At 69.1% G+C, this 21,068-nt stretch carries 22 protein-coding genes and 1 other RNA gene; 15 read left to right on the top strand and 8 right to left on the bottom strand.

Features of this window, described 5'->3' with window-relative positions:
- Window positions 1-88: 88 nt before the first annotated feature.
- The 3 genes from JHW48_RS10755 to JHW48_RS10745 all read left to right on the top strand — a co-directional run bounded on the left by JHW48_RS10755 (window position 89) and on the right by JHW48_RS10745 (window position 5,062).
- Window positions 89-1,222 carry a pyridoxal phosphate-dependent aminotransferase gene (locus JHW48_RS10755; protein ID WP_119887006.1) on the top strand — a complete coding sequence of 378 codons (1,134 nt, stop codon included), beginning with the start codon at window positions 89-91 and terminating at the stop codon, window positions 1,220-1,222.
- Window positions 1,219-2,439: an N-acetylmuramoyl-L-alanine amidase gene (locus tag JHW48_RS10750; protein ID WP_119887007.1), complete on the top strand. Its 1,221-nt coding sequence runs from the start codon at window positions 1,219-1,221 to the stop codon at window positions 2,437-2,439. Before JHW48_RS10755 ends, JHW48_RS10750 begins: the two co-directional genes overlap by 4 nt.
- A 70-nt stretch (window positions 2,440-2,509) precedes the next feature.
- Window positions 2,510-5,062, top strand: coding sequence for a penicillin-binding protein 1A (locus JHW48_RS10745; RefSeq protein ID WP_119887008.1), 2,553 nt, complete (start codon window positions 2,510-2,512; stop codon window positions 5,060-5,062).
- On the opposite strand, the gene JHW48_RS10740 is transcribed toward JHW48_RS10745, so the two are convergent.
- Complete coding sequence (locus JHW48_RS10740; protein WP_205961952.1) at window positions 5,056-5,526, bottom strand: MgtC/SapB family protein; 471 nt, start codon at window positions 5,524-5,526, stop codon at window positions 5,056-5,058. The genes JHW48_RS10745 and JHW48_RS10740 overlap by 7 nt on opposite strands.
- A 150-nt stretch (window positions 5,527-5,676) precedes the next feature.
- Here JHW48_RS10740 and prfB point away from each other — a divergent pair, with 150 nt between their 5' ends.
- Window positions 5,677-6,804, top strand: coding sequence for a peptide chain release factor 2 (prfB, locus tag JHW48_RS10735; protein ID WP_119887009.1), 1,128 nt, complete (start codon window positions 5,677-5,679; stop codon window positions 6,802-6,804).
- 9 nt (window positions 6,805-6,813) lie between these two features.
- On the opposite strand, the gene JHW48_RS10730 is transcribed toward prfB, so the two are convergent.
- Window positions 6,814-7,824 (bottom strand): endonuclease/exonuclease/phosphatase family protein, encoded by a 1,011-nt coding sequence (locus tag JHW48_RS10730; RefSeq protein WP_119887010.1) that lies wholly within the window; start codon window positions 7,822-7,824, stop codon window positions 6,814-6,816.
- A 143-nt stretch (window positions 7,825-7,967) separates the two neighbouring features.
- Between JHW48_RS10730 and JHW48_RS10725 the strand changes: the two genes are divergently transcribed.
- Window positions 7,968-9,041 carry a patatin-like phospholipase family protein gene (locus tag JHW48_RS10725; RefSeq protein ID WP_119887011.1) on the top strand — a complete coding sequence of 358 codons (1,074 nt, stop codon included), beginning with the start codon at window positions 7,968-7,970 and terminating at the stop codon, window positions 9,039-9,041.
- Here the strand turns inward: JHW48_RS10725 and JHW48_RS10720 are convergent.
- Genes JHW48_RS10720 through JHW48_RS10710 form a run of 3 tightly spaced genes read right to left on the bottom strand, consistent with a single transcriptional unit; the run spans window position 9,038 to window position 11,176 of the window.
- Entirely contained in the window at window positions 9,038-9,973 is a 936-nt protein-coding gene (locus JHW48_RS10720; RefSeq protein WP_119887012.1) for a pseudouridine-5'-phosphate glycosidase, read from the bottom strand. The two genes, JHW48_RS10725 and JHW48_RS10720, sit on opposite strands and share 4 nt — an antisense overlap.
- Window positions 9,970-10,848, bottom strand: a complete 879-nt coding sequence (locus tag JHW48_RS10715) for a PfkB family carbohydrate kinase (RefSeq protein WP_272835596.1) — start codon at window positions 10,846-10,848, stop codon at window positions 9,970-9,972. Before JHW48_RS10715 ends, JHW48_RS10720 begins: the two co-directional genes overlap by 4 nt.
- The gene (locus JHW48_RS10710; protein WP_119886803.1) at window positions 10,832-11,176 is read right to left on the bottom strand and encodes an ArsR/SmtB family transcription factor; all 345 of its coding nucleotides are present in this window, start codon (window positions 11,174-11,176) and stop codon (window positions 10,832-10,834) included. Before JHW48_RS10710 ends, JHW48_RS10715 begins: the two co-directional genes overlap by 17 nt.
- A gap of 198 nt (window positions 11,177-11,374) precedes the next feature.
- Between JHW48_RS10710 and JHW48_RS10705 the strand changes: the two genes are divergently transcribed.
- The 5 genes from JHW48_RS10705 (at window position 11,375) to JHW48_RS10685 (ending at window position 14,070) form a co-directional block, all read left to right on the top strand.
- Window positions 11,375-11,722, top strand: coding sequence for an AtpZ/AtpI family protein (locus JHW48_RS10705; protein ID WP_119886802.1), 348 nt, complete (start codon window positions 11,375-11,377; stop codon window positions 11,720-11,722).
- Between the two features lie 2 nt (window positions 11,723-11,724).
- A complete protein-coding gene (locus tag JHW48_RS10700) occupies window positions 11,725-12,474 on the top strand; it encodes a F0F1 ATP synthase subunit A (protein ID WP_240637891.1) in 750 nt (249 codons plus the stop codon).
- Between the two features lie 79 nt (window positions 12,475-12,553).
- Window positions 12,554-12,790, top strand: coding sequence for a F0F1 ATP synthase subunit C (locus tag JHW48_RS10695; RefSeq protein ID WP_090743205.1), 237 nt, complete (start codon window positions 12,554-12,556; stop codon window positions 12,788-12,790).
- Between the two features lie 75 nt (window positions 12,791-12,865).
- The gene (locus JHW48_RS10690; protein ID WP_119886801.1) at window positions 12,866-13,504 is read left to right on the top strand and encodes a F0F1 ATP synthase subunit B'; all 639 of its coding nucleotides are present in this window, start codon (window positions 12,866-12,868) and stop codon (window positions 13,502-13,504) included.
- Window positions 13,501-14,070 carry a F0F1 ATP synthase subunit B gene (locus tag JHW48_RS10685; protein ID WP_119886800.1) on the top strand — a complete coding sequence of 190 codons (570 nt, stop codon included), beginning with the start codon at window positions 13,501-13,503 and terminating at the stop codon, window positions 14,068-14,070. The genes JHW48_RS10690 and JHW48_RS10685 overlap by 4 nt, the downstream gene beginning before the upstream one ends.
- A 79-nt stretch (window positions 14,071-14,149) precedes the next feature.
- Here JHW48_RS10685 and JHW48_RS10680 read toward each other — a convergent pair whose 3' ends face one another.
- Complete coding sequence (locus tag JHW48_RS10680; RefSeq protein ID WP_119886799.1) at window positions 14,150-14,932, bottom strand: FadR/GntR family transcriptional regulator; 783 nt, start codon at window positions 14,930-14,932, stop codon at window positions 14,150-14,152.
- A gap of 110 nt (window positions 14,933-15,042) precedes the next feature.
- On the bottom strand, window positions 15,043-15,696 hold the full coding sequence (locus JHW48_RS10675; RefSeq protein ID WP_119886798.1) for a YiaD family glycine zipper/OmpA-like lipoprotein: 654 nt from the start codon (window positions 15,694-15,696) through the stop codon (window positions 15,043-15,045).
- A gap of 244 nt (window positions 15,697-15,940) precedes the next feature.
- Here JHW48_RS10675 and nth point away from each other — a divergent pair, with 244 nt between their 5' ends.
- The 5 genes from nth to JHW48_RS10650 all read left to right on the top strand — a co-directional run bounded on the left by nth (window position 15,941) and on the right by JHW48_RS10650 (window position 20,685).
- Window positions 15,941-16,603, top strand: a complete 663-nt coding sequence (nth, locus tag JHW48_RS10670; RefSeq protein ID WP_119886797.1) for an endonuclease III — start codon at window positions 15,941-15,943, stop codon at window positions 16,601-16,603.
- Window positions 16,600-17,616 carry an adenosine kinase gene (locus JHW48_RS10665; protein WP_119886796.1) on the top strand — a complete coding sequence of 339 codons (1,017 nt, stop codon included), beginning with the start codon at window positions 16,600-16,602 and terminating at the stop codon, window positions 17,614-17,616. The genes nth and JHW48_RS10665 overlap by 4 nt, the downstream gene beginning before the upstream one ends.
- Window positions 17,617-17,706: 90 nt before the next feature.
- A complete protein-coding gene (gene fabF, locus JHW48_RS10660) occupies window positions 17,707-18,969 on the top strand; it encodes a beta-ketoacyl-ACP synthase II (RefSeq protein WP_119886795.1) in 1,263 nt (420 codons plus the stop codon).
- Complete coding sequence (gene mltG, locus JHW48_RS10655) at window positions 18,969-20,150, top strand: endolytic transglycosylase MltG (RefSeq protein WP_205961938.1); 1,182 nt, start codon at window positions 18,969-18,971, stop codon at window positions 20,148-20,150. Before fabF ends, mltG begins: the two co-directional genes overlap by 1 nt.
- A gap of 88 nt (window positions 20,151-20,238) precedes the next feature.
- Entirely contained in the window at window positions 20,239-20,685 is a 447-nt protein-coding gene (locus JHW48_RS10650; RefSeq protein WP_119886793.1) for a hypothetical protein, read from the top strand.
- Here the strand turns inward: JHW48_RS10650 and rnpB are convergent.
- An RNA gene (gene rnpB, locus JHW48_RS10645) (RNase P RNA component class A) lies at window positions 20,685-21,059 on the bottom strand. The two genes, JHW48_RS10650 and rnpB, sit on opposite strands and share 1 nt — an antisense overlap.
- Window positions 21,060-21,068: the final 9 nt, after the last annotated feature.

Below are 21,068 nucleotides of genomic sequence, written 5' to 3'. Positions count from 1 at the left end.
ACAACCCTGCGTGACGGGGCCCGCTAAAGAACTGGCCCGCGGCGGGCGGGCGCGCTATCACCCTTGGAAAAACGACGAGGCGAGAGCGATGCGAACTTCCCTGCGCGGACAGGTGGACCCGTTCATCGTGATGGACGTGATGCAGGCGGCCGCCCGGGCCGAGGCCCAAGGGCGCCACATCATCCACATGGAGGTCGGCCAGCCCGGCACCCCCGCCCCCCAAGGCGCGCGCGACGCGCTGGCGCGGGCGCTGGAACAGCCTTTGGGCTATACGGTCGCGCTTGGCCTGCCGGCGCTGCGGCAGGGGATCGCGGATCTCTATCACCGCTGGTACGGGGTCGATCTGGACCCGGCGCGGGTGGTAGTGACGCCGGGCAGCAGCGGGGCCTTCATCCTGGCCTTTTCCGCGCTCTTCGATGCGGGGGACCGGGTGGCGATGGGCGATCCCGGCTATCCCAGCTATCGCCAGATCCTGCGGGCCATGTCGCTGACCCCGGTGGGCATCCCGACGCGGGCCGAGGATCGCTATCAGCCGCGTCCCACCGATCTGCCCGATGCCCAGGGGCTGATCCTGGCCTCGCCCGGCAATCCTTCGGGGACTGTGCTTTCCCTGGCCGAGCTGCGCGCGCTGATGGATGCGGCCGCCGCGCGGGGCATGACCGTCATCTCGGACGAGATCTATCACGGCCTGTCCTATGGCGCGCGCTGCCATTCCGCGCTGGAAGTGGGCGACGAGGTGATCGTCATCAACTCCTTCAGCAAGTATTTCTCGATGACCGGATGGCGGGTCGGCTGGATGGTCGTGCCCGACCCCATGATCCGCACGGTCGAGCGTCTGGCCCAGAACCTGTTCATCTGCCCGCCCCATGCCAGCCAGGTGGCGGCGCTGGCGGCCTTGGACTGCGTCGAGGAAGCCGAGGCAAACCTACGTGTCTATTCGGAAAACCGCCGCCTGATGCTGGAGGGTCTGCCCCGCGCGGGTTTTGACCGCATCGCCCCGCCCGAGGGGGCCTTCTATGTCTATGCCGATGTCGCCCATCTGACGGACGATTCCCGCGCCTTCGCCGCCGAGATCCTGGAGAAGGCCGGTGTCGCCGTCACGCCGGGTCTGGATTTCGACGCGGCGCGCGGGGGGCGGACGCTGCGCTTTTCCTATGCGCGCGCGACCGAGGACATCGCCGAAGGGCTGCGCCGCCTGACGGATTTCATGGCGGCGCGATGAGGGCAGGCGCAATCTGGGCCTTGGTGCTGACGCTGCTGCTGGCCTGGCCTGCGGCGGCCCAGCCCGCACGGCTGGCCTTGGGCGGGTCGGCCCTGACCGAGGCGCCGCAGGGCTGGTGGCACCGGCTGTTCGACCCGGTGCCGCTGCGGCTGGACATGGCGCTGGACCGCCCGGTCCAGTGGCGCGCCTTTCTGGTGGGCGATCCGGCGCGGCTGGTCATCGACCTGAAGGGGGTGGACCTGTCGGGCCAGGACCCGGCCCGGCTGTTCGGCGCCGATCTGGCCCCCGCGATCCGGTGGGGCAGCTTCCGCGAGGGCTGGGCCCGCGTCGTGGTCGAGCTGCCGGGGCCGTTCCGCCTGCACCAAGCCGGGATGCGCACCGACGGCCCCGAGACGCGGCTGCAGGCGCTGCTGGTCCCGGTCGCGCCCGATGATTTCGCGCCCCGCCCCTCGGCCGCGGCGGCGCTGCGCAACCTGCCGGACCCGGCCGATGTGCCGCCCCCGCCGCCCCGCGCCGATGGCATGGTCATCACGCTGGATCCCGGCCATGGCGGCTTCGACCCCGGCGCCCAGGCTGATGGCGAGACCGAGGCCGCGCTGGTCCTGACCTTCGCGCTGGAACTGCGCCGCGCGCTGGAGGCCCGCGGCGTCACCGTCGCCATGACCCGCGACGAGGATGTCTATGTCCGGCTGGAGGACCGCATGACCGCCGCGCGGCAGGCGGGGGCGCATCTGCTGCTGTCGCTGCATGCCGATGCGCTGCCGCAGGGGCAGGCGGCGGGGGCCACGGTCTATGTCTGGAACAGCGGGGCGAATGCGCGCGCCTCGGCCCAGCTGGCGCTGCGCCATCCGCGCGACGACCTGCTGGGCGGGCTGGATCTGCGCGGCCAGGACGACGCGCTGGCGCTGACCCTGATGGATTTCGCCCGCACCGACACCCAGCCCCGGTCCGAGGCCTTCGCGCGGCTGCTGACCTCGCGCATGGCGCTGCGGGGCATCGGGCTGCATGGCCGTCCGGTGCAGGGGGCGGCGTTCTCGGTGCTGAAATCGCCCGACATCCCCTCGGTCCTGCTGGAGCTGGGCTTCATCTCGGACCGCACGGATCTGGCCAACCTGACCGATCCCGCATGGCGCGCCGGCATGGTCGAGGCGGTGGCCGAGGCCGTCACCGGATGGTGGCGCGACGAGGGCGCGCGGGCCACGCTTTTGCGGCGCTGACACCGCATGTTGTTTTGACCGGGACCGGCCGCGCGTCTATAGACGGGCGAAAGCGGAAAGGCCCCTCGACGTGCTGCGACCCATCCTGTCCTTCTTCGGTGCGATCTTTTCCTGGGTGGTCACCGCCCTGGTCTTTGCCGCGCTGACCGTGGGCGGGGTCTTCTGGATCTATTCGCGCGACCTGCCCAGCCACGAGACGCTGGCCCAGTACGCGCCCAAGACCATCAGCCGCATCTATTCCGCCGAGGGCCAGCTGATCGACGAATTCGCCGAGGAGCGCCGCATCTTCGTGCCCATCGACGAGGTGCCGGACCTGGTCAAGCAGGCCTTCATCAGCGCCGAGGACAAGAACTTCTACAGCCATCCCGGCTATGACCTGCGCGGGATCGGATCGGCGGCCTATCAGGCGCTGGCCTCGCGCGGGGCCAGCGTGCGCGGCGCATCCACCATCACCCAGCAGGTGATGAAGAACTTCCTGCTGTCCAGCGACCGCAGCGTGGAACGCAAGGTCAAGGAGCTGATCCTGGCCGCCCGGCTGGAACGGACCCTGACCAAGGACCAGATCCTGGAGCTGTACCTGAACGAGATCTTCCTGGGCCAGAACAGCTTTGGCGTGGTGGCCGCGGCCCAGACCTATTTCAACAAGTCGCTGTCGGAACTGGCCCCGCACGAGGCCGCGATGCTGGCCGCCATGCCGCAGGCGCCGGGCCGCTATCACCCCGTCCATGCCAAGGACCGCGTCACGGAACGGCGCAACTATGTCCTGCGCGAGATGTGGCAAAACGGCTTCATCGACCAAGCGAGCTACGAGGCCGAGGCCGCGCTGCCGCTGCGATCGGTGCAGAACGGCGATTTCCCGTCCTTTCGCCGGTCGCTGCCGCCGCGCGACTATTTCACCGACGAGATCCGCCGCCAGCTGAGCCGTGAATTCGGCCAGGAGGAATTCTTCGGCGGCGGGCTGACCATCCGCGCCACCGTCGATCCCGACCTGCAATCCCAGGCCGCCAGCGCATTGCAGCAGGCGCTGGAGGATTACGACCGCAATCGCGGCATCTGGCGCGGCACGGGCGAGGCGATCGACCCCGCCGCCCTGTCCGACGAGGCCGCCTGGCGCGGCGCGCTGTGGGATCTGCGCCTGCCGCGCGACATTCCCGGCTGGCGCCCCGCCGTGGTGCTGGAGGTCGGTCCCGCGGATGCCCGCATCGGCATCGAGGGCATCGAGGAGACCGCCCGCGGCCATTGGATCCCCGCCGCCGACGTGCAATGGGCCCGCCCCCTGGACCGCGAGACGGGCAGGCTGGGCGCGCGCGCCCAGGTCGCGGGCGATCTGGTCCGGCCGGGCGACGTGGTGCTGGTGCGCGCGATGACCCGGGACGGGGATGGCGGCTTCATCCGCTGGACCCTGCGCCAGGTGCCCGAGGTCCAGGGCGGCTTCATGGCAATGGACGTGAACACGGGCCGCGTGCTGGCGATGCAGGGGGGGTTCAGCTATGAAAGCAGCGTCTTCAACCGCGCCACGCAGGCGCAGCGCCAGCCGGGCTCCAGCTTCAAGCCCTTCGTCTATGCCGCGGCGCTGGACAACAACTACACCCCCGCGACCATCGTCGTGGACGAGCCGATCCGCATCAACACGCCCCAGGGACTGTGGGAGCCCAAGAACAGCTCGGGCCGCCATTACGGCCCGACGCCGCTCCGCACCGGGATCGAACAGTCGCGCAACCTGATGACCATCCGCATCGCCGACGATATCGGCATGGACCAGGTCGCCCGCTATGCCGAGAAGTTCGGCGTCTATGACCGGCTGTCGCCCTTTCTGGCCAATGCCTTGGGCGCGCAGGAGACGACGCTGTTCAAGATGGTCGCCGCCTATGCGATGTTCGCCAATGGCGGCGAGCGGGTGGAGCCCACGCTGGTCGACCGCGTCCAGGACCGGCGCGGGCGCACCGTCTATCGCCATGACCGGCGCGTCTGCCAGACCTGCGCGATGCAGGCCCTGCCCTCGGGCCAGGCGCCCGCCATCGACAACAACCGCGAACGGGTGATGGATGCGGTGACGGCCTATCAGCTGACCTCGATGCTGCAGGGCGCGGTCCAGCGCGGGTCGGGGTCCGGGGTGAACCTGCCCGTGCCCATCGCGGGCAAGACCGGCACCACGAACGACGCCAAGGACGTGTGGTTCATCGGCTATTCCAGCAATATCGTGGCGGGCTGCTATCTGGGTTTCGACCAGCCGCGATCCCTGGGCGAGCGGGCGTTTGGCGGGACGCTCTGCGTGCCGGTCTTCAACGCCTTCATGCGCGAGGCGGTCAAGGAATATGGCGGCACGGAATTCAAGGTCCCGCCGGGCGGCTTCTGGGTCAAGATCGACCGCCTGACCGGCCAGCGCCTGCCCGACAGCGCCAGCGGGCCGAACGTCATCTCGGAATATTTCCGCGAGGGGATGGACCCCGACTGGCTGGCCCCGGTCATCATCTCGGGCTTTGGCGAACAGGTGACGATCCTGCCATGGGAGGCGGGGGCGGGCAGCGGATCGGGCCGGGCGATCACCACCACCACGGGCGAAAGGCGGGTGATCCCGGCGCGTACGGATTTCGGGACGATGTCCTCGGGCGGGCTCTACTGACCGCGCGCGGTCAGGCGCGACAGCTCCAGCACCAGCAACCCGAACCCCGCCGCGATCGCGGCCAGCGTGCCGTTGCCCACCCCCGCCGCCAGCCCGATCGCGCCCGCCAGCCACATGGACGCGCCGGTGGTCAGACCCTTGACCGATCCGCGGCGCATGATGATCGACCCCGCCGCCAAAAAGGCCACGCCCGCCGTCACCGCCTCGATCAGGCGCAGCGGGTCGGTCTGGACCTCGGCCGAGGATGCGGCGCGCATATGGGTCAGCTCGGAGGCGATGACGGTGAAGAGGGCTGCGGCCATCGCGATCAGCATATGCGTGCGCAGCCCCGCCGCCCGGGACGAATGTTCGCGTTCCCACCCGATCGCCGCGCCCAGGATCAGCGCCAAGGCCAGCCGCGCCGATGCCGTCCCGAGCGACATGGATTCCAGCGGCATGAAGGTCTGTTCCAGGATCTCGGTCATGGGGGGGCAACGCGGGCCGGGGCCCGACGGTTCGGCTGCCCCCACAGGCGGGCCCCACAGGCGGGCCCCACAGGCGGGCCGCGCCCTTGCCCCGCGCGGTCCTTCGCTGTATCACCCCGGACCTGACGCCAAGCCGAAGGAAGCCTGCCCATGCGCGCCGAGACGCAGTCCACCATCGAGGCCATTCGCCGTTCGCTGACCCTGCTGGGCCAGCGCCTGGACTGGGAGACGGCGCCGCATCGCCTGGAAGAGATGAACGCCATGATCGAGGATGGCGACCTGTGGTCCGACCCCGCCCGCGCGCAGAAGCTGATGCGCGAGCGCCAGTCCCTGTCCGACGCGATCGACACCTATCGCCGGATCGAGGGCGACCTGACCGCCAATGCCGAGATGGTCGAGCTGGCCGAGGAGGAGGGCGACCCCGATCTGGTGGCCGAGGCCGAGGCGAACCTGAAGACCCTGGCCCAACTGGCCGCCCAGAAGGAGCTGGAGGCCCTGCTGAACGGCGAGGCCGACGGCAACGACACCTTCCTGGAGATCAACGCGGGCGCGGGCGGCACGGAAAGCTGCGATTGGGCGTCGATGCTGGCGCGCATGTATGTGCGTTGGGCGGAAAAGAAGGGCTACGAGGTCGAGCTGCTCTCCGAGACCGGCGGCGACGAGGCGGGCATCCGCAGCGCCGCCTACAAGGTGACGGGCCACAATGCCTATGGCTGGCTGAAATCGGAATCGGGCGTGCACCGGCTGGTCCGGATCAGCCCCTATGACAGCGCGGCGCGGCGGCACACGTCCTTCAGCTCGGTCTGGGTCTATCCGGTGGTGGACGAGAATATCGAGATCGACATCCCCGACCGCGACATCCGCATCGACACCTATCGCTCCTCGGGGGCGGGCGGCCAGCACGTCAACACGACCGATTCCGCCGTGCGCATCACCCACCTGCCCACGAACATCGTCGTGACCAGTTCGGAAAAATCCCAGCACCAGAACCGCGCCAATGCCATGGCCGCGCTGAAGGCGCGTCTCTATCAGATGGAGCTGGACAAGCGGAACGCCGAGATCAACGCCCAGCACGCCGCCAAGGGCGACGCGGGCTGGGGCAACCAGATCCGCAGCTATGTCCTGCACCCCTATCAGATGGTCAAGGACCTGCGCACCGGCGAGGAAACCAGCGACACCCAAGGTGTGCTGGACGGCGATCTGGACGCCTTCATGGCCGCGACCCTGGCGCTGGACGTTGCCGGCAAGTCGCGCGCCGAGGCCAATGCCGAGGACTGACCCGCCCGGTCAGGCCCCCAGCAGGTTCGCCTGCATGTCGAATTCCGCCAGCATCGGCGCGTGATCGGATTCGGGGTATTTGCGATCCGTCGCGAAGGCCACGCTTTCGTCATGCAGCATCTCGTTATGGATCTCAGCCTGGCGGAAGCAGGACATCATCCGGCGCGAGACCAGCATGTGATCCAAGAGGTTCGGCCGCCCGTGATGATAGAGCGTGAAGCGCAGGCTTTCGGCCACCGACAGGGCCACGGGATGCATGACGCGGTGGACCAAGGCGGCATTGCCCGTCTCCTCGACCCGGCCGCGGATGGCCATGACGGGGACCTCATGCGGCTCGGCGTTGAAATCGCCGCAGATCAGGATGTTCGGCTCCGGCTCGGCATCGAAGATCGCGTCGATGAACAGCCGCGTCTCCAGCGCGGCGCCGACGCGTTTCATGGATGACAGGAAATAGCCCTCGGCCCAGCCCGATACGGTGGCCCATTCGTGGTTGACCGGCCCCTGGCCCGGCACGGGCGAGGGGTGCTTGGACTTGAAATGCACGTTCAGCACATGCAGCGGCGCGTCATCCCCTCGCCGCAGCCGGACATAGAGCGCCGGGCGTTCCCATGACACCTCGACCAGCGGATCGGGCCGGTTCGAGGTGACCAGCGAATAGCGCGGCGGGTTGACCAGCGTGTTGCCGATGCTGCGCACCTCCTCGACGGCATAATCGGGATGGGCGGCGACGACCAGGTTGCGGAACCGCCACACGTCGCGGCCATTCGCCAGCCGGGTCGAGGACAGCGAATAGCCCTCGTAGCGCGTCCCGGCCAGCAGGTCGCGCAGGGCCAGCAGGTCGCGCGGCCCGCCGCCGGGCGGGGTCTGGCCGTGAACCTCCTGAAAGCAGATGATCCGCGCGCGCAGCCGTTCCAGCATGGGCCGCAGGATGCGGGCGCGGGTGGCGAAATCCGCGTCGGACGGGCGCGGCGGGACGGCGTTGTGATCCAGGTTCTCGATGTTGAAGGTGGCGATGCGCATGACGGCCTCCAGGGTGATGGCCGGGCCAGCCTAGCAGATCGCCGCCCGGCGGTCATGCTGCGGCGCAGCATCGCAGGCGGAACTTGCCATGCGCCCATGCGCTTCTATGATGCTGCAACTGCAAACAACCGGGGGTCTGGGCCATGGAAAGCAAGACGATCAATCTGGCGCTGCAGGGTGGCGGCGCGCATGGCGCCTTCACCTGGGGCGTCATCGACCGCCTGCTGGATGAGGAATGGCTGGAGATCGGCGGCATCAGCGGCACCTCGGCCGGGGCGCTGAACGGGGCCGCGCTGAAGGCCGGGCTGGCCTCGGCCAAGGGTCGCGCCGGTCGCGAGGCCGCGCGCGAGAACCTGCACGTGCTGTGGACCGAGGTCGGCGACATGAGCGACAACCGTCTGATCCGCTGGATGAATTCGCTGATGCCCATGGGCCGCGGCTTTCAGCGCCTGACCGAGATGTTTTCCCCCGCCGCCTGGCTGGACAACCTGACCCGGCTGGTCAGCCCCTATGATTACGGGCCGTTCTACACCAATCCCCTGGCCAATGTGCTGCGCGATCTGCCCTATCCCGAATTCGCCTGCGACCGGGGGCCGGAGCTGTTCGTGGCCGCCACCAATGTCCGGTCCGGCCAGATCCGCGTCTTCACCGGCGCCGAGGCGGATACGGATGCGGTCCTGGCCTCGGCCTGCCTGCCGACGCTGTTCCAGGCGATCGAGATCTTCGACCCGAAATCGGGCCGGATCGAGGCCTATTGGGATGGCGGCTATACGGGCAATCCGGCGCTTTATCCGCTCTATCCGGCGCGGTTCCCGCGCGACATCGTCATCGTCGCGCTGAACCCGCTGATCCGCGAGACACTGCCCCGCACCCCGGTCGAGATTTCCGACCGCGTGAACGAGGTCAGCTTCAACAGCAGCCTGATGTCGCAGCTGCGCGCGATCAACTTCGTCAAGCGTCTGTATCAGGAGGACCGGCTGAAGGACAGTTCGATGAAGAACGTCCTGATCCACATGATCATGGATGACGCGCTGATGAACGACCTGAACGCGCGGTCCAAGCTGATGCCCGGCGGGCACAAGCTGGCGCGCATGAAGGAGGCGGGCCGCGCCGCGGCCGACCAGTTCCTGGACGCGCATGCCGACAAGCTGAACCGCGAGGACAGCTTCGACATGACCGAGATGTTCAAGCGCAGCTTCACCCACGCCGACGGTTAGGCCGCCGCGATCGCCGTCGTCATCGCCGCCGCGATCCGGGCCGCCAGCCGCGCATTGTTCAGGACCAGCGCGATGTTGCTGTCCAGCGACCGGCCCTCGGTCAGCTCGAAGATGCGGCCCAGCAGGAAGGGCGTCACCGCCTTGGCGGCGATGCCTTGGGCCGCGGCCTCGGACAGGGCCTGTTCGATCACCGGCATGATCCGGTCCTGCGGGATCTCGGCATCCTCGGGGATGGGGTTGGCGACCAGCTGGCCGCCCTTGAGGCCCAAGGCTGCGCGCATGGCGGCGGCGGCGGCGATCTGGTCGGGGCTGTCCATGCGCAAGGGCGCCTTGATGCCCGAGGCGCGCGACCAGAAGGCCGGCAGCTCGTCCTGGCCATAAGCGATGACGGGCACGCCCAAGGTCTCCAGCACCTCCCAGGTCTTGGGCAGGTCCAGGATTGCCTTGGCGCCCGCCGCGACCACCGTCACCGGGGTCTGGGCCAGTTCCTGCAGGTCGGCCGAGATGTCGAAGCTGTCCTCGGCCCCGCGATGCACGCCGCCGATGCCGCCGGTGGCAAAGACGCGGATGCCCGCCAGATGGGCGCAGATCATCGTGGCCGCCACCGTGGTGGCCCCGGTGCGGCCGTTGGCGATGCAGACGGCCAGGTCGGCGCGGCTCAGCTTCATCGCCGCCGCGGGCGGGGTCTGGGCCAGGGCGCGCAGCGCCTCGGGCGTCAGGCCGATATGGATCCGGCCGCCCATGACGGCGATGGTCGCGGGGACGGCGCCGCCCTCGCGGATGGTGGCCTCGACCTTTTCGGCCATCTCCAGGTTCTGGGGCCAGGGCATGCCATGGGTGATGATGGTCGATTCCAGCGCCACGACCGGCAGACCGCGATCCAGCGCGTCGCGGACCTCGGGGGCGAAGGTGAGGGGGGCGGAGTGGGTCACGGGACGTCCTTTCCAGAGACATGCGCGGCCGAGGCCCGGACGGCCTGGCGCAGCGCCGCATCGCGCGGCATTTCCTTCAACTCGGCGGCCAGATGGGCGGCCAGGAAGCAGTCGCCCGCGCCGGTGACGCGGGCCACGGTGACGGCGGGGGGCTGATGGGTCAGGGTGGGCTGGCCCGCCATCGCCTCGGCGGCGGGGTGGGGGCCGTCGGTGACCAGCACACGGGCCGCGCCGCGCGCCACGACCGCCTCGGCGGCCTGGGCGGCATCGCTGCAGGCGCGCCCGGCCAGGATCTCGGCCTCCAGCCGGTTCAGGTAGAAGCAGCCGCGCCGCGCCGCGATCAGCGGCTCAAGGCGCTCGGCCTTGCCGGGGCTGGCGGGCACCACGCGCAGATCGGCGCGGGCCAGCCGCGCATCCCGCGCGATCGAGGCCAGCAGATCCTCGGTCAGGTTGCCGTCCAGCACGACCGGCCCGGACCATTCGGGCATCATGTCCAGGGGCGCCAGGATGGCCGCACCCGCCAGTTCCAGGCTCAGCGCGTCGGCGATGGCGGCGATCAGCCCCTCGCTGTCCTCGATGGCCATGTAGCAATCGGTCGGCAGGCCCGCATCGCGGCACAGCAGATCGGTGCGCACGCCGAAGCGATGCGCCTCGGCGATCAGCGCCTCGCCCTCGGCATCGCGGCCCACGGCCGACAGGACCGACGGGACCAGCCCCCACCGCGCCAGCGCCACGGCCACGTTCAGCGCCACGCCGCCCGGCAGGTGGCGGATGCGGCCCGGCACGTCGGCGCCCGGCGCCATGCGGCGCGGCGCGCGGCCGATCACGTCCCACAGCATGGCCCCGATGCACAGGATGTCAGGAGCTGGTGTCATCGTCGCCTCTCAGTTCGGTTTCCAGGAACCGTTCGAAATCGTCCAGGTCCACCGGGTCGAACTGCCCGAAGCCCTGCATCCAGATCGAGGCCGCGCGCATCCCGTCAGGGTCCAGCTTGCACCAGGTGATCCGGCCGCGCCGCTCTTGCCGGATCAGGCCGGCGGCTGCAAGCACCGCCAGATGCTTGGACACGGCCGCCAGGCTGATGGCGAAGGGCTGGGCCACGTCGCTGACGGCCATGTCGTCCTCCAGCAGCATGGACAGCACCCGCCTGCGCGTCTGGTCGGCCAGCGCCGCAAAGATCAGATCCAGCCGTTCGGGGGTCATTCTGGTCCTGTCCGCAGGGGTGTCGGTCAACCGGGCGGTTGAATGATGGCCCGCCCGGTCGGGGATTGCAAGACCGCGCCCCGCGGCGTCCGCGCAAAAATACCGCGCATGGTCAAAGGGTTGCACGATCCTCTCAGTTGCTTGACTTGGGGGGCGTCTGCCCCTAGACAGCGCCCAACGATGACGGGGGCAGACAGAATGGCCGACAGACCCCGGGGCGATGCGGACAGGGCGGCGGATGCCGACCGGCTGCGCGCGCTGGAGGAAAAGCTGGCCCGCCTGACCCCGAAACCCCAGGGCCCCGGCCCGATGGGCAAATACGAACAGGCGAACCTTGCCTGGCGGATGGTGATCGAGCTTGTGACCGGCCTGGGGCTGGGTTTCGCGGTCGGTTACGGTCTGGACTATCTGCTGGGTACGAACCCGCTGCTGATGGTCATCTTCTTATTCCTCGGCCTCGCGGCCGGCATCAAGTCGATGATGCGCACCGCGGCCGAGCTTGACAGGAAATCCGGCCCCGCGCCGGGCAGTGACGAGAGGGATTGATCGTGGCGACGGAAGCGACTGGCGGCGGCCTTGAATTCCATCCGATGGACCAGTTCGTGGTCCGGCCGCTGTTCGGTGACGGTGCCGTCAGCTGGTACACCCCCACGAACGTGACGCTGTGGCTGGCCCTGACGGCGCTGGCCGCGATCGCGCTGCTGGTGCTGGGCACCCGCGGCCGCGCCATCGTGCCGAACCGCGCCCAGTCCGTGGCCGAGATGGCCTATGGCCTGGTCCACAAGATGATCGAGGACATCGCCGGCAAGGACGGGCTGCGCTATTTCCCCTATGTGCTGACGCTGTTCATGTTCGTGGTCTTCGCGAACCTGCTGGGCCTGGTGCCGATGGCTTTCACCGTGACCTCGCATATCGCCGTGACCGGCGTGCTGGCGATGATGGTCTTTGTGGGCGTCACCGCGATCGGCTTCATCAAGAACGGCGCGCATTTCCTGGACCTGTTCTGGGTGCGCTCGGCGCCCCTGGCCGTGCGTCCGATCCTGGCCGTGATCGAGGTCATCAGCTACTTCGTGCGTCCGCTGTCGCTTTCCATTCGTCTGGCGGGCAACATGATCGCCGGCCACGCGGTCATCAAGGTTTTCGCAGGCTTCGCGGCCATCGCCGCCGTCGCCCCCGTCGCCATCGTCGCGGTCATCGGCATGTATGCCTTCGAGGTGCTGGTCGCCTTCGTGCAGGCCTATGTGTTCACCATCCTGACCTGCGTCTATCTCAAGGATGCGCTGCACCCGTCGCACTGACGGCTGCGGCCCCCGCGCGGCCCCCGATGGGGTCGCATCCACCAAGATCGCCAAACTACCAACCGCAAGGAGACTAATTATGACTGGTGATATCGCAGAACTGGGCCAGTACATCGGCGTCGGCCTGACCGCGTTCGGCATGGGCTTCGCAGCCCTGGGCGTGGGCAACGTCGCCGGCAACTTCCTGGCCGGCGCGCTGCGCAACCCCTCGGCCGCTGCCGGCCAGACCGCCACGCTGTTCATCGGCATGGCATTCGCCGAAGCTCTGGGGATCTTCTCGTTCCTCGTCGCGCTTCTGCTGATGTTCGCGGTCTGATCCACGGCCATCCTTGCGGCGGGGTGGGGGCCTGACCCCCACCCCATCGTGACTTTCAAGGCCATGGGGTAGGATATGTTCAGCCTGTTGCAAGAGGCCGCCACCACCGCGGTCGAACATTCTGAGGGCGCGATCGTCGTGGACGATGCCGCGACCCACGGCGCCGATGCCGCGACCACCTACGGGGTCGATGCAGCGGGCCATGCCGGAGAGGCTGCGGGTCTGCCGCAGCTGGATATCGCCACCTTCGGCAACCAGATCTTCTGGCTGGTCGTCACGCTGGTGGTGCTGTACCTGGTCCTGTCGCGCGTGGCCCTGCCGCGCATCGCGGCCGTTCTGTCGGACCGCCAGGGCGCCGTCACCGGCGATCTGATGGCCGCCGAGGAATTCAAGCTGAAGGCCCGCGAGGCCGAGGCTGCCTATGACAAGGCCCTGGCCGATGCCCGCGCCGAGGCGCAGTCCATCGTCGCCCGGAACCGCGCCGAGATCCAGGCGCAGCTGGACGAGGCCATCGCCAAGGCCGATGCCGAAATCGCCGCCCGCACTGCGGAATCCGAGATCCGCATCCGCGAGATCCGCGCCTCGGCCGATGCCAGCGCGCGCGAGGTCGCCCAGGACGTGACGGCCGAACTGGTCCGCAGCTTCGGCGGTCAAGCCGATGACGCGGCCATCCGGAACGCGCTGGACGGGCGCATGAAAGGGGTGATGCAATGAACCGCCTGATCGCCTCGGCCATGGGCCTGGCCCTGCTGGCCGGTCCCGCCGCAGCCGCCCCCGGGGATTACGGCTTCTTTTCGCTGCGCAACACCGACTTCATCGTGTTGCTGGCCTTTCTGGGCTTCATCGGCATCCTGGTCTATTACAAGGTGCCGGGCCTGATTGGCGGGCTGCTGGACAAGCGCGCCGAGGGCATCCGCAACGACCTGGACGAGGCCCGTCGCCTGCGCGAGGAAGCGCAGGAGATCTATGCCAGCTACGAGCGCCGCTCGCGCGAGGTCAAGACCCAGGCCGACCAGATCGTGGCCAATGCCAAGCGCGAGGCCGAGGCCCAGGCCGCCAAGGCCCGCGAGGATCTGTCCCGGTCGATCGACCGTCGCCTCCAGGCGGCCCAGGACCAGATCGCCAGCGCCGAGAACGACGCCGTGCGGGCCATCCGCAACAGCGCCGTCCAGGCCTCGATCGCCGCGGCCGCGGACATCCTGGCCCAGCAGGTCCGTGCGGGCGACCGCTCGGCCGGCATCGACGACGCCATCGAAGACGTGGCGCGTCGCCTGAACTGACAGTATCACGGACAGTGATCGCGACGGGCCCCCGATGCAGCCGCATCGGGGGCCCGTTCGCTATTCGGGGCAGCGTCGATCAAGGGCCGGGCCGGTTGCGCAGGCGCAGGGCGGCGACGGCGTCGTGATCGTCGGCGCGGCGCTGCGCGGACAGGGTGCGGGCGACCAGGTCCAGGTGATCCTCCAGCGCGGCGCGGGCGGCGGGGCCGTCGCGCGACTGCAGCGCGTCGTTGATGGCGATGTGCTGGTCCAGCAGGCGGTCGCGCAGCTCCGGCGCGGCAAAGATGCGGGGGCGGTTGAACAGCATCCCCTGGCGCAGCAGGTCCTGCATCGCGCGCATCATGTGCAGCGCGATCAGGTTGTGGCTGGCCTCGACGATGGCCATGTGGAAATCGGCGTCCAGCGCGGCCTCGGCCTGGGGGTCGGGGCTGGCATGGGCATGGCGCATCGCCTGGATGATGCGGTCCAGCACCTCCAGATTCGGGCGGCCCGCGGCGGTGGCCGCGCGTTCGGCGGCCAGCCCCTCCAGATCCTTGCGGAAGGCCAGATAATCGTCGGTCGCCTGCGGATGGCGCGCGATCAGCCGCACCAGCGCGGGCGAAAAGGCGCTACCCAGCACATCGGCGACAAAGACCCCCGATCCGGGCCGCGCCACCAACAGCCCGTCGGCCTGCATCGCGGCCAAGGCCTCGCGAAGGGACGGGCGGCTGACGGCCAGACGCTCGGCCAGGTCCCGTTCGCCGGGCAGCCTTTCGCCGGGGCGCAGCACGCCCTGCAGGATCAGCAGCTCGATCTGGGCCACGACCGCATCGGACAGCCGGGCGGCGTCGATGGGCTGGAAGGGATTGTCGGCGGGGGGCATGGTCGGGTCCGGTGTCGGGATGGGTCACCCCATCCTAGGCGCGCGGACTGGCAGGCGAAAGGCCCGGCGGGCGAAAGGGCCGGGCGTGATGGCCCGGCCCGATCAGGGGCTTACTGCGTGGGACGGATCAGGATCTCGACCCGGCGGTTCTGGGCGCGGCCGGCCTCGGTCGCGTTCGAGGCGACGGGCTGGTTGAAGCCGCGGCCGGTCGCGGCCAGGCGGTTCTGGGCGACGCCGGCGGCGGCCAGGATGCCCGCCACGGACTGGGCGCGGCGCTGCGACAGGTCCTGGTTCAGCGCGGCGCTGCCGGTGTTGTCGGTATGGCCGATCACCTCGACGCGGCTGTTGGGATACTGGTTCAGGTTGCGCGCGACGGCATAGAGATCGCTCTGGGCCGGGCCGGAGACGGCGGCCGATCCGGTCGCGAACAGGATGCCATCGGGCATGACCACCTGCAGATAGCTGCCATGGTTCACGATCTGGACATTGGGGTTGCTGATCGACTGCTGCAGAGCCTGGGCCTGGCGGTCCAGGATGTTGCCCGCGATGGCACCGGCCGCGGCACCCACCACGGCGCCGCGCGCCGCCGAGCGGCTGTCGCCGTCGCGTACGCCGCGGACCGCGGCGCCGACCGCGGCACCGGCCAGCGCGCCCTGAGCCGTGCGGCTCATGCCCGGATCGCCGGGATCGGTCATCGCCGGGGCGCAGGCGCCCAGCAGGGTCAGGCCGCAGACGGCCAGGATCGAGGTCTTGCGGAGGTTCATGATTGTCCCTTTCCGAGGTCGGGCGGGCGGATCTCCGCCGCGCCAATTCTGCCTGTGGCGTATCCGGGCGGCCCGCGGGCCGATTCCGGCGATGCGCCCTCAACGCGTGGCAAGCTGTCGCAGTTCCGCCCGGAAGGGAAGTCACTGTTTCGTGGAGGCCACTGGAAAGGCGTCACAAACCCGGCATGGCGGGCGGGCGCGACCTTGTCCTTGCATTGCCGGGCGCGCGGGGCGACAAGCGGGCATGGCCGCCCCGAGACGACTGCCCGCCGCATTGCCCTTTGCCGACCAGGTGGCGATCTTCGCCCGCCTCAGCGCGGCCAATCCCGCCCCCCAGACCGAGCTGGAATTCGTGAACCCCTTCACGCTGGTCGTGGCCGTCGCCCTGTCGGCGCAGGCCACCGATGTGGGGGTGAACAAGGCGACGCGGGGCCTCTTTGCCGCGGCATCGACGCCCGAGGCGATGCTGGCCTTGGGGCTGGAGGGGGTGACCGAGCATGTCCGCACCATCGGCCTCTATCGCCAGAAGGCGAAGAACGTGATCGCGCTGTCGCGCATCCTGGTCGAGGATTACGGCGGCCAGGTGCCCGACAGCCGCGCAGCCCTGATGTCGCTGCCCGGCGTGGGGCGCAAGACCGCGAATGTGGTCCTGTCCTGCGCCTTCGGCCATCCCGCACAGGCGGTGGACACGCATATCTTCCGCGTCGGCAACCGCACCCGCATCGCCCCCGGCCGCGACGTGGACGCGGTCGAGCGCGCCATCGAGGACCATGTTCCCGCCCGTTTCCAGGCCCATGCGCATCACTGGCTGATCCTGCATGGCCGCTACATCTGCCAGGCGCGGCGGCCGCGCTGCGCGATCTGCCCGATCCGCGACCTGTGCCCCTTCGAGGACAAGACAGAATGAACACCACGCCCTATGTGATCGGCATCGGCAATGCCGTGATGGACATCATCGCCCCCACCGAAGAGGCGCGCCTGGCCGATCTGTGCATCACCAAGGGCATCATGCAACTGGTGGAACGCGAACGGTCGGAATTCCTGATGGCCGCGCAGGCCGACGACCATTCCACGCGCCGCGACCAGGCGCGCATGGTCGCGGGCGGCAGCGTCGCCAACACCTTGGCCGGGATCGGCGGGCTGGGCCTGCGCACCGCCTTCATCGGGCTGGTCGCGGATGATGAGATCGGCCGGCTCTATGCCCGGCAGACCGAGGATGCGGGCACCCGCTTCGTCAACGCGCCGCGGGCGGGGGTGGACCTGCCCAGCTCGCGCACGATCATCTTCGTGACGCCCGATGGCGAGCGGTCGATGAACACCTATCTGGGCATCTCGGCCGAGCTGGGGCCGGATGACGTGGACCCGGCGGTCTTCGACGGCGCGGGCTGGCTGTTTCTCGAAGGCTATCTGTTCGACAAGGACAAGGGCAAGGCCGCGTTCCTGAAGGCCGCGGAATGCTGTCACGCGGCGGGCGGACAGGTGGGGATCGCGCTGTCGGACCCGTTCTGCGTGGACCGACACCGCGCCGATTTCCGCCAACTGGTCGCGGGGCCGATGGATTACGTGATCGGCAATGTTCATGAATGGCAGGCGCTCTATCAGGTGGAGGACCTGGAGGAGGCGCTGCGCCAGGCCGTGGCCGATTGCGGCACGGTGATCTGCACCCGGTCGGGCGATGATGCCATCCTGATCCGCCAGGGCGAGCGGGTCGAGGTTCCCGTCCGCCGCGTCGTGCCGGTCGATGCGACCGGGGCCGGGGATCAGTTCGCCGCCGGGCTGATCTATGGCCTGGCCTGCGGGCGGCCGCTGGACGTGGCGGGGCGCATGGGCTGCGTGGCCGCATCCGAGGTGATCGGCCATGTCGGCCCGCGCCCCGAGGCCGATATCCGCGCGCTCTTCGGGGCGGCGGGACTGCGCTGACGGCCGGGCCGGTCGCGATTTCGTGGCGTTGCGCGAGGCGGGGGCCGCGTGTATCAGGTCTGAAATCGCGAAATGCTGAAGGAATTGCCGATGCGCAGGGTTGTTGTCACGGGTCTTGGGATGGTCACGCCGCTGGCATCGGGTGTCGATGCCACCTGGGACCGGCTTCTGGCCGGCAAATCGGGCGCCGGTCCGATCACCCGTTTCGACGCATCCGACGTGGTGACGAAATACGCCTGCGAGATCCCCTTGGGCGATGGCAGCGACGGCACCTTCAACCCCGATGACTGGATGGAGCCGAAGGACCGCCGCAAGGTGGACGACTTCATCCTCTATGGCATCGCCGCCGCGCATCAGGCGGTCACCGATGCGGGCTGGATGCCCGAGGACGAGGAGAGCCGCCTGCGCACCGGCGTGATGATCGGGTCGGGGATCGGCGGGCTGTCATCCATCGCCGACACCGCCGTGCTGATCAAGGAACGGGGGCCGAAGCGCGTGTCGCCCTTCTTCATTCCCGGCGCGCTGATCAACCTGATCTCGGGTCAGGTCTCGATCCGTTACGGGTTCAAGGGGCCGAACCATGCGGTGGTGACCGCCTGTTCGACCGGGGCCCATGCCATCGGGGACGCCTCGCGGATGATCCGCTATGGCGATGCCGACGTGATGATCGCGGGCGGCGCGGAAAGCCCGATCAGCGAGATCGGCATCGCGGGCTTCAACGCCTGCAAGGCGCTGTCGACCAAGCGGGGCGACGATCCGCAATCGGCCAGCCGCCCCTATGACGCGGACCGGGACGGCTTCGTGATGGGCGAGGGCGCGGGCGTCGTCGTGCTGGAGGAATATGAACACGCCAAGGCCCGCGGCGCCAGGATCTATGCCGAGGTGCTGGGTTACGGCATGTCGGGCGACGCCTATCACATCACCGCGCCGTCGGAGGATGGCGATGGCGGATACCGCGCGATGGAGGCGGCGCTGCGCTCGGCGGGTCTGTCGCCGGACCGGATCGATTATATCAACGCGCATGGCACCAGCACCATGGCCGACACGATCGAGCTGGGCGCGGTCGAGCGCCTCATGGGCGATGCGGCATCGGGGGCGGTCATGTCGTCCACGAAATCCAGCATCGGTCACCTGCTGGGCGCGGCAGGGGCGGTCGAGGCGATCTTCTGCGTGCTGGCGATCCGCGACCAGATCTGCCCGCCGACAATCAACCTGGACAACCCCGCCGTGACGCCCAAGCTGGACCTGGCGGCCAATGCCGCGGTGCGCCGCAAGGTGGATATTGCGCTGTCCAACAGCTTTGGCTTTGGCGGGACCAATGCCAGTCTGGTGCTGGGACGGGTCGAGGGATGATCTGGCGCAACATCGCCTCGAACTTCCTGACGCTGGCGATCGTGCTGCTGATCGGGGCGGCGGCGGCGGTGGCTTGGGCCAAGCGGGAATTCACCGGGCCGGGCCCGAGCGCCATCGCCCAATGCGTCCAGATCGCGCCGGGGGCCAGCCTGAACGCGGTCAGCAACCAGCTGGCGGCGCAGGGGGTGATCTCGAACGCCTATATCTTCCGCGCGGGCGCGGATTACATGGACAAGGCGCGCGAGCTGAAATTCGGCAGCTTTCTGATGCCGCCCCATGCCAGCATGGAACAGATCGTCCAGACAGTGACGGCGGGCGGGCCTTCCACCTGCGGGACCGAGGTCGTCTATCGCGTCGGCGTGCGCGAGAACACCGTCCTTCTGCGCGACACCAACCCCGAGACCGGCGCCTTCGAGGAGATGGCCCGCTGGAACCCGGCCCAAGGGGACAGGCCCGAACCCATCGCCCAGGCCCAGGACCAGGCCGATGTGCGCCTGTCGCTGATCATGGCCGAGGGCGTCACCAGCTGGCAGGTGGTCGAGGCCCTGCGCGCCGCCGATTTCCTGACCGGCGAGGTGGCCGAGCTGCCCGCCGAGGGCAGCTTGGCCCCCGACACCTATCTGCTGAACAAGGGTGCCGACCGCAATGCGATCCTGGCGCAGATGGCCAGCCGCCAAGCGGCCATCCTGGCCGAGGAATGGGAGGCGCGCCCCTTCGGCATGCCCTATGAGACGCCGCAGGAGGCGCTGATCATGGCCTCGATCGTGGAAAAGGAGACCGGCCAGGCGGCCGAGCGTCCGCAGGTGGCCAGCGTCTTCGTGAACCGGCTGCGTCAGGGGATGCGGCTGCAGACCGACCCGACGGTGATCTATGGCGTGACGAACGGCCAGGGGATCCTGGACCGGGGCCTGCGGCGGTCGGAGCTGGACACGACCACGCCCTACAACACCTATCGCATCGACGGGCTGCCGCCGACGCCGATCGCCAATCCGGGCCGGGCCGCGATCCGCGCGGCGCTGAACCCGGACGAGACGGATTACCTCTATTTCGTGGCGGACGGGACGGGGGGGCATGCCTTCAGCCGGACCTTGGCCGAACACAATGCCGCCGTCGCCCGCTGGCGCCAGATCGAACGCGAGCGCGGCCTGCGCGGCGACAGCCCGGTCCAGACCGCCGATTGACGCGGCATGTTTGACAAACGGGGCCCCCGGACGCAGGCTTGCATCCGGGGGCCTTTCCCATGGCCCCGACCCACCCGGAGGAGCCGTGATGATACTGCCCGAGATGCTGAAGATGCTGACCAACAATGCCCGCCAGTTCCAGGAGCGGATGGCCGAATGGCAGGCCGCCATGGCCGAGGGCCAGGACAAGGCGATGGAGCAGGCCCGCCAGTGGCAGGCCCAGGCCATGCAGCAGCAGCAGGAGGTGAACGCCCGCCTGATGGACCAGATGGAGGGTGCAGGCGAAGCGATGCAGGCCCAGTGGCAGCAGATGCAGAAGGCCTGGGAGGACCAGTTCGCCACGATGCAAAAGCAGGGCGAGGAAATGCGCGCCAAGGCCCTGTCCGCGACTGGCGGCAAGGGCGGCAATGCCTTTGCCGATTGGGCCGAGACCTATGCCGCGCAGATGGTCGCCTTTACCCAGAAGATGCAGGGCGAGGCCGCCAATGCCATCGCCACCGCCACCGAGGCGCGGGCCAAGTCGCGAAAGTCGTGATGCGCGGAGGGCCTGTAAGCCGGATTTTGTCCACCGCTGACGCGGCTGGATGACCATTCCTCTGGTCCGGCCGTTACCGGCCGGATCTAGCTGCCTACCCGGATCTGCTGGGGCAAGGCGGCCCTGCGGGCGAACCCGCGCGCGATCCCTATTCGGCATTGCTCCTGGTGGGGCTTGCCATGCGGGCGCTGTTGCCAGCCCCCCGGTGGGCTCTTACCCCACCGTTTCACCCTTACCCATCCGGGGATGGGCGGTCTGTTCTCTGTGGCGCTTTCCCTGGGGTCGCCCCCGCCGGGCGTTACCCGGCACCATTGCCTCATGGAGTCCGGACTTTCCTCGACGGGTCGCCCCGCCGTGGTCATCCAGCCCTCCGCGCGTGGTCC

Origin of the sequence: Paracoccus aestuarii, assembly GCF_028553885.1 — a bacterium.
GTDB lineage: Bacteria > Pseudomonadota > Alphaproteobacteria > Rhodobacterales > Rhodobacteraceae > Paracoccus > Paracoccus aestuarii.
Note: the sequence above shows the minus strand (reverse complement) of the source record. Positions and strands in the feature narration are given on the sequence as shown.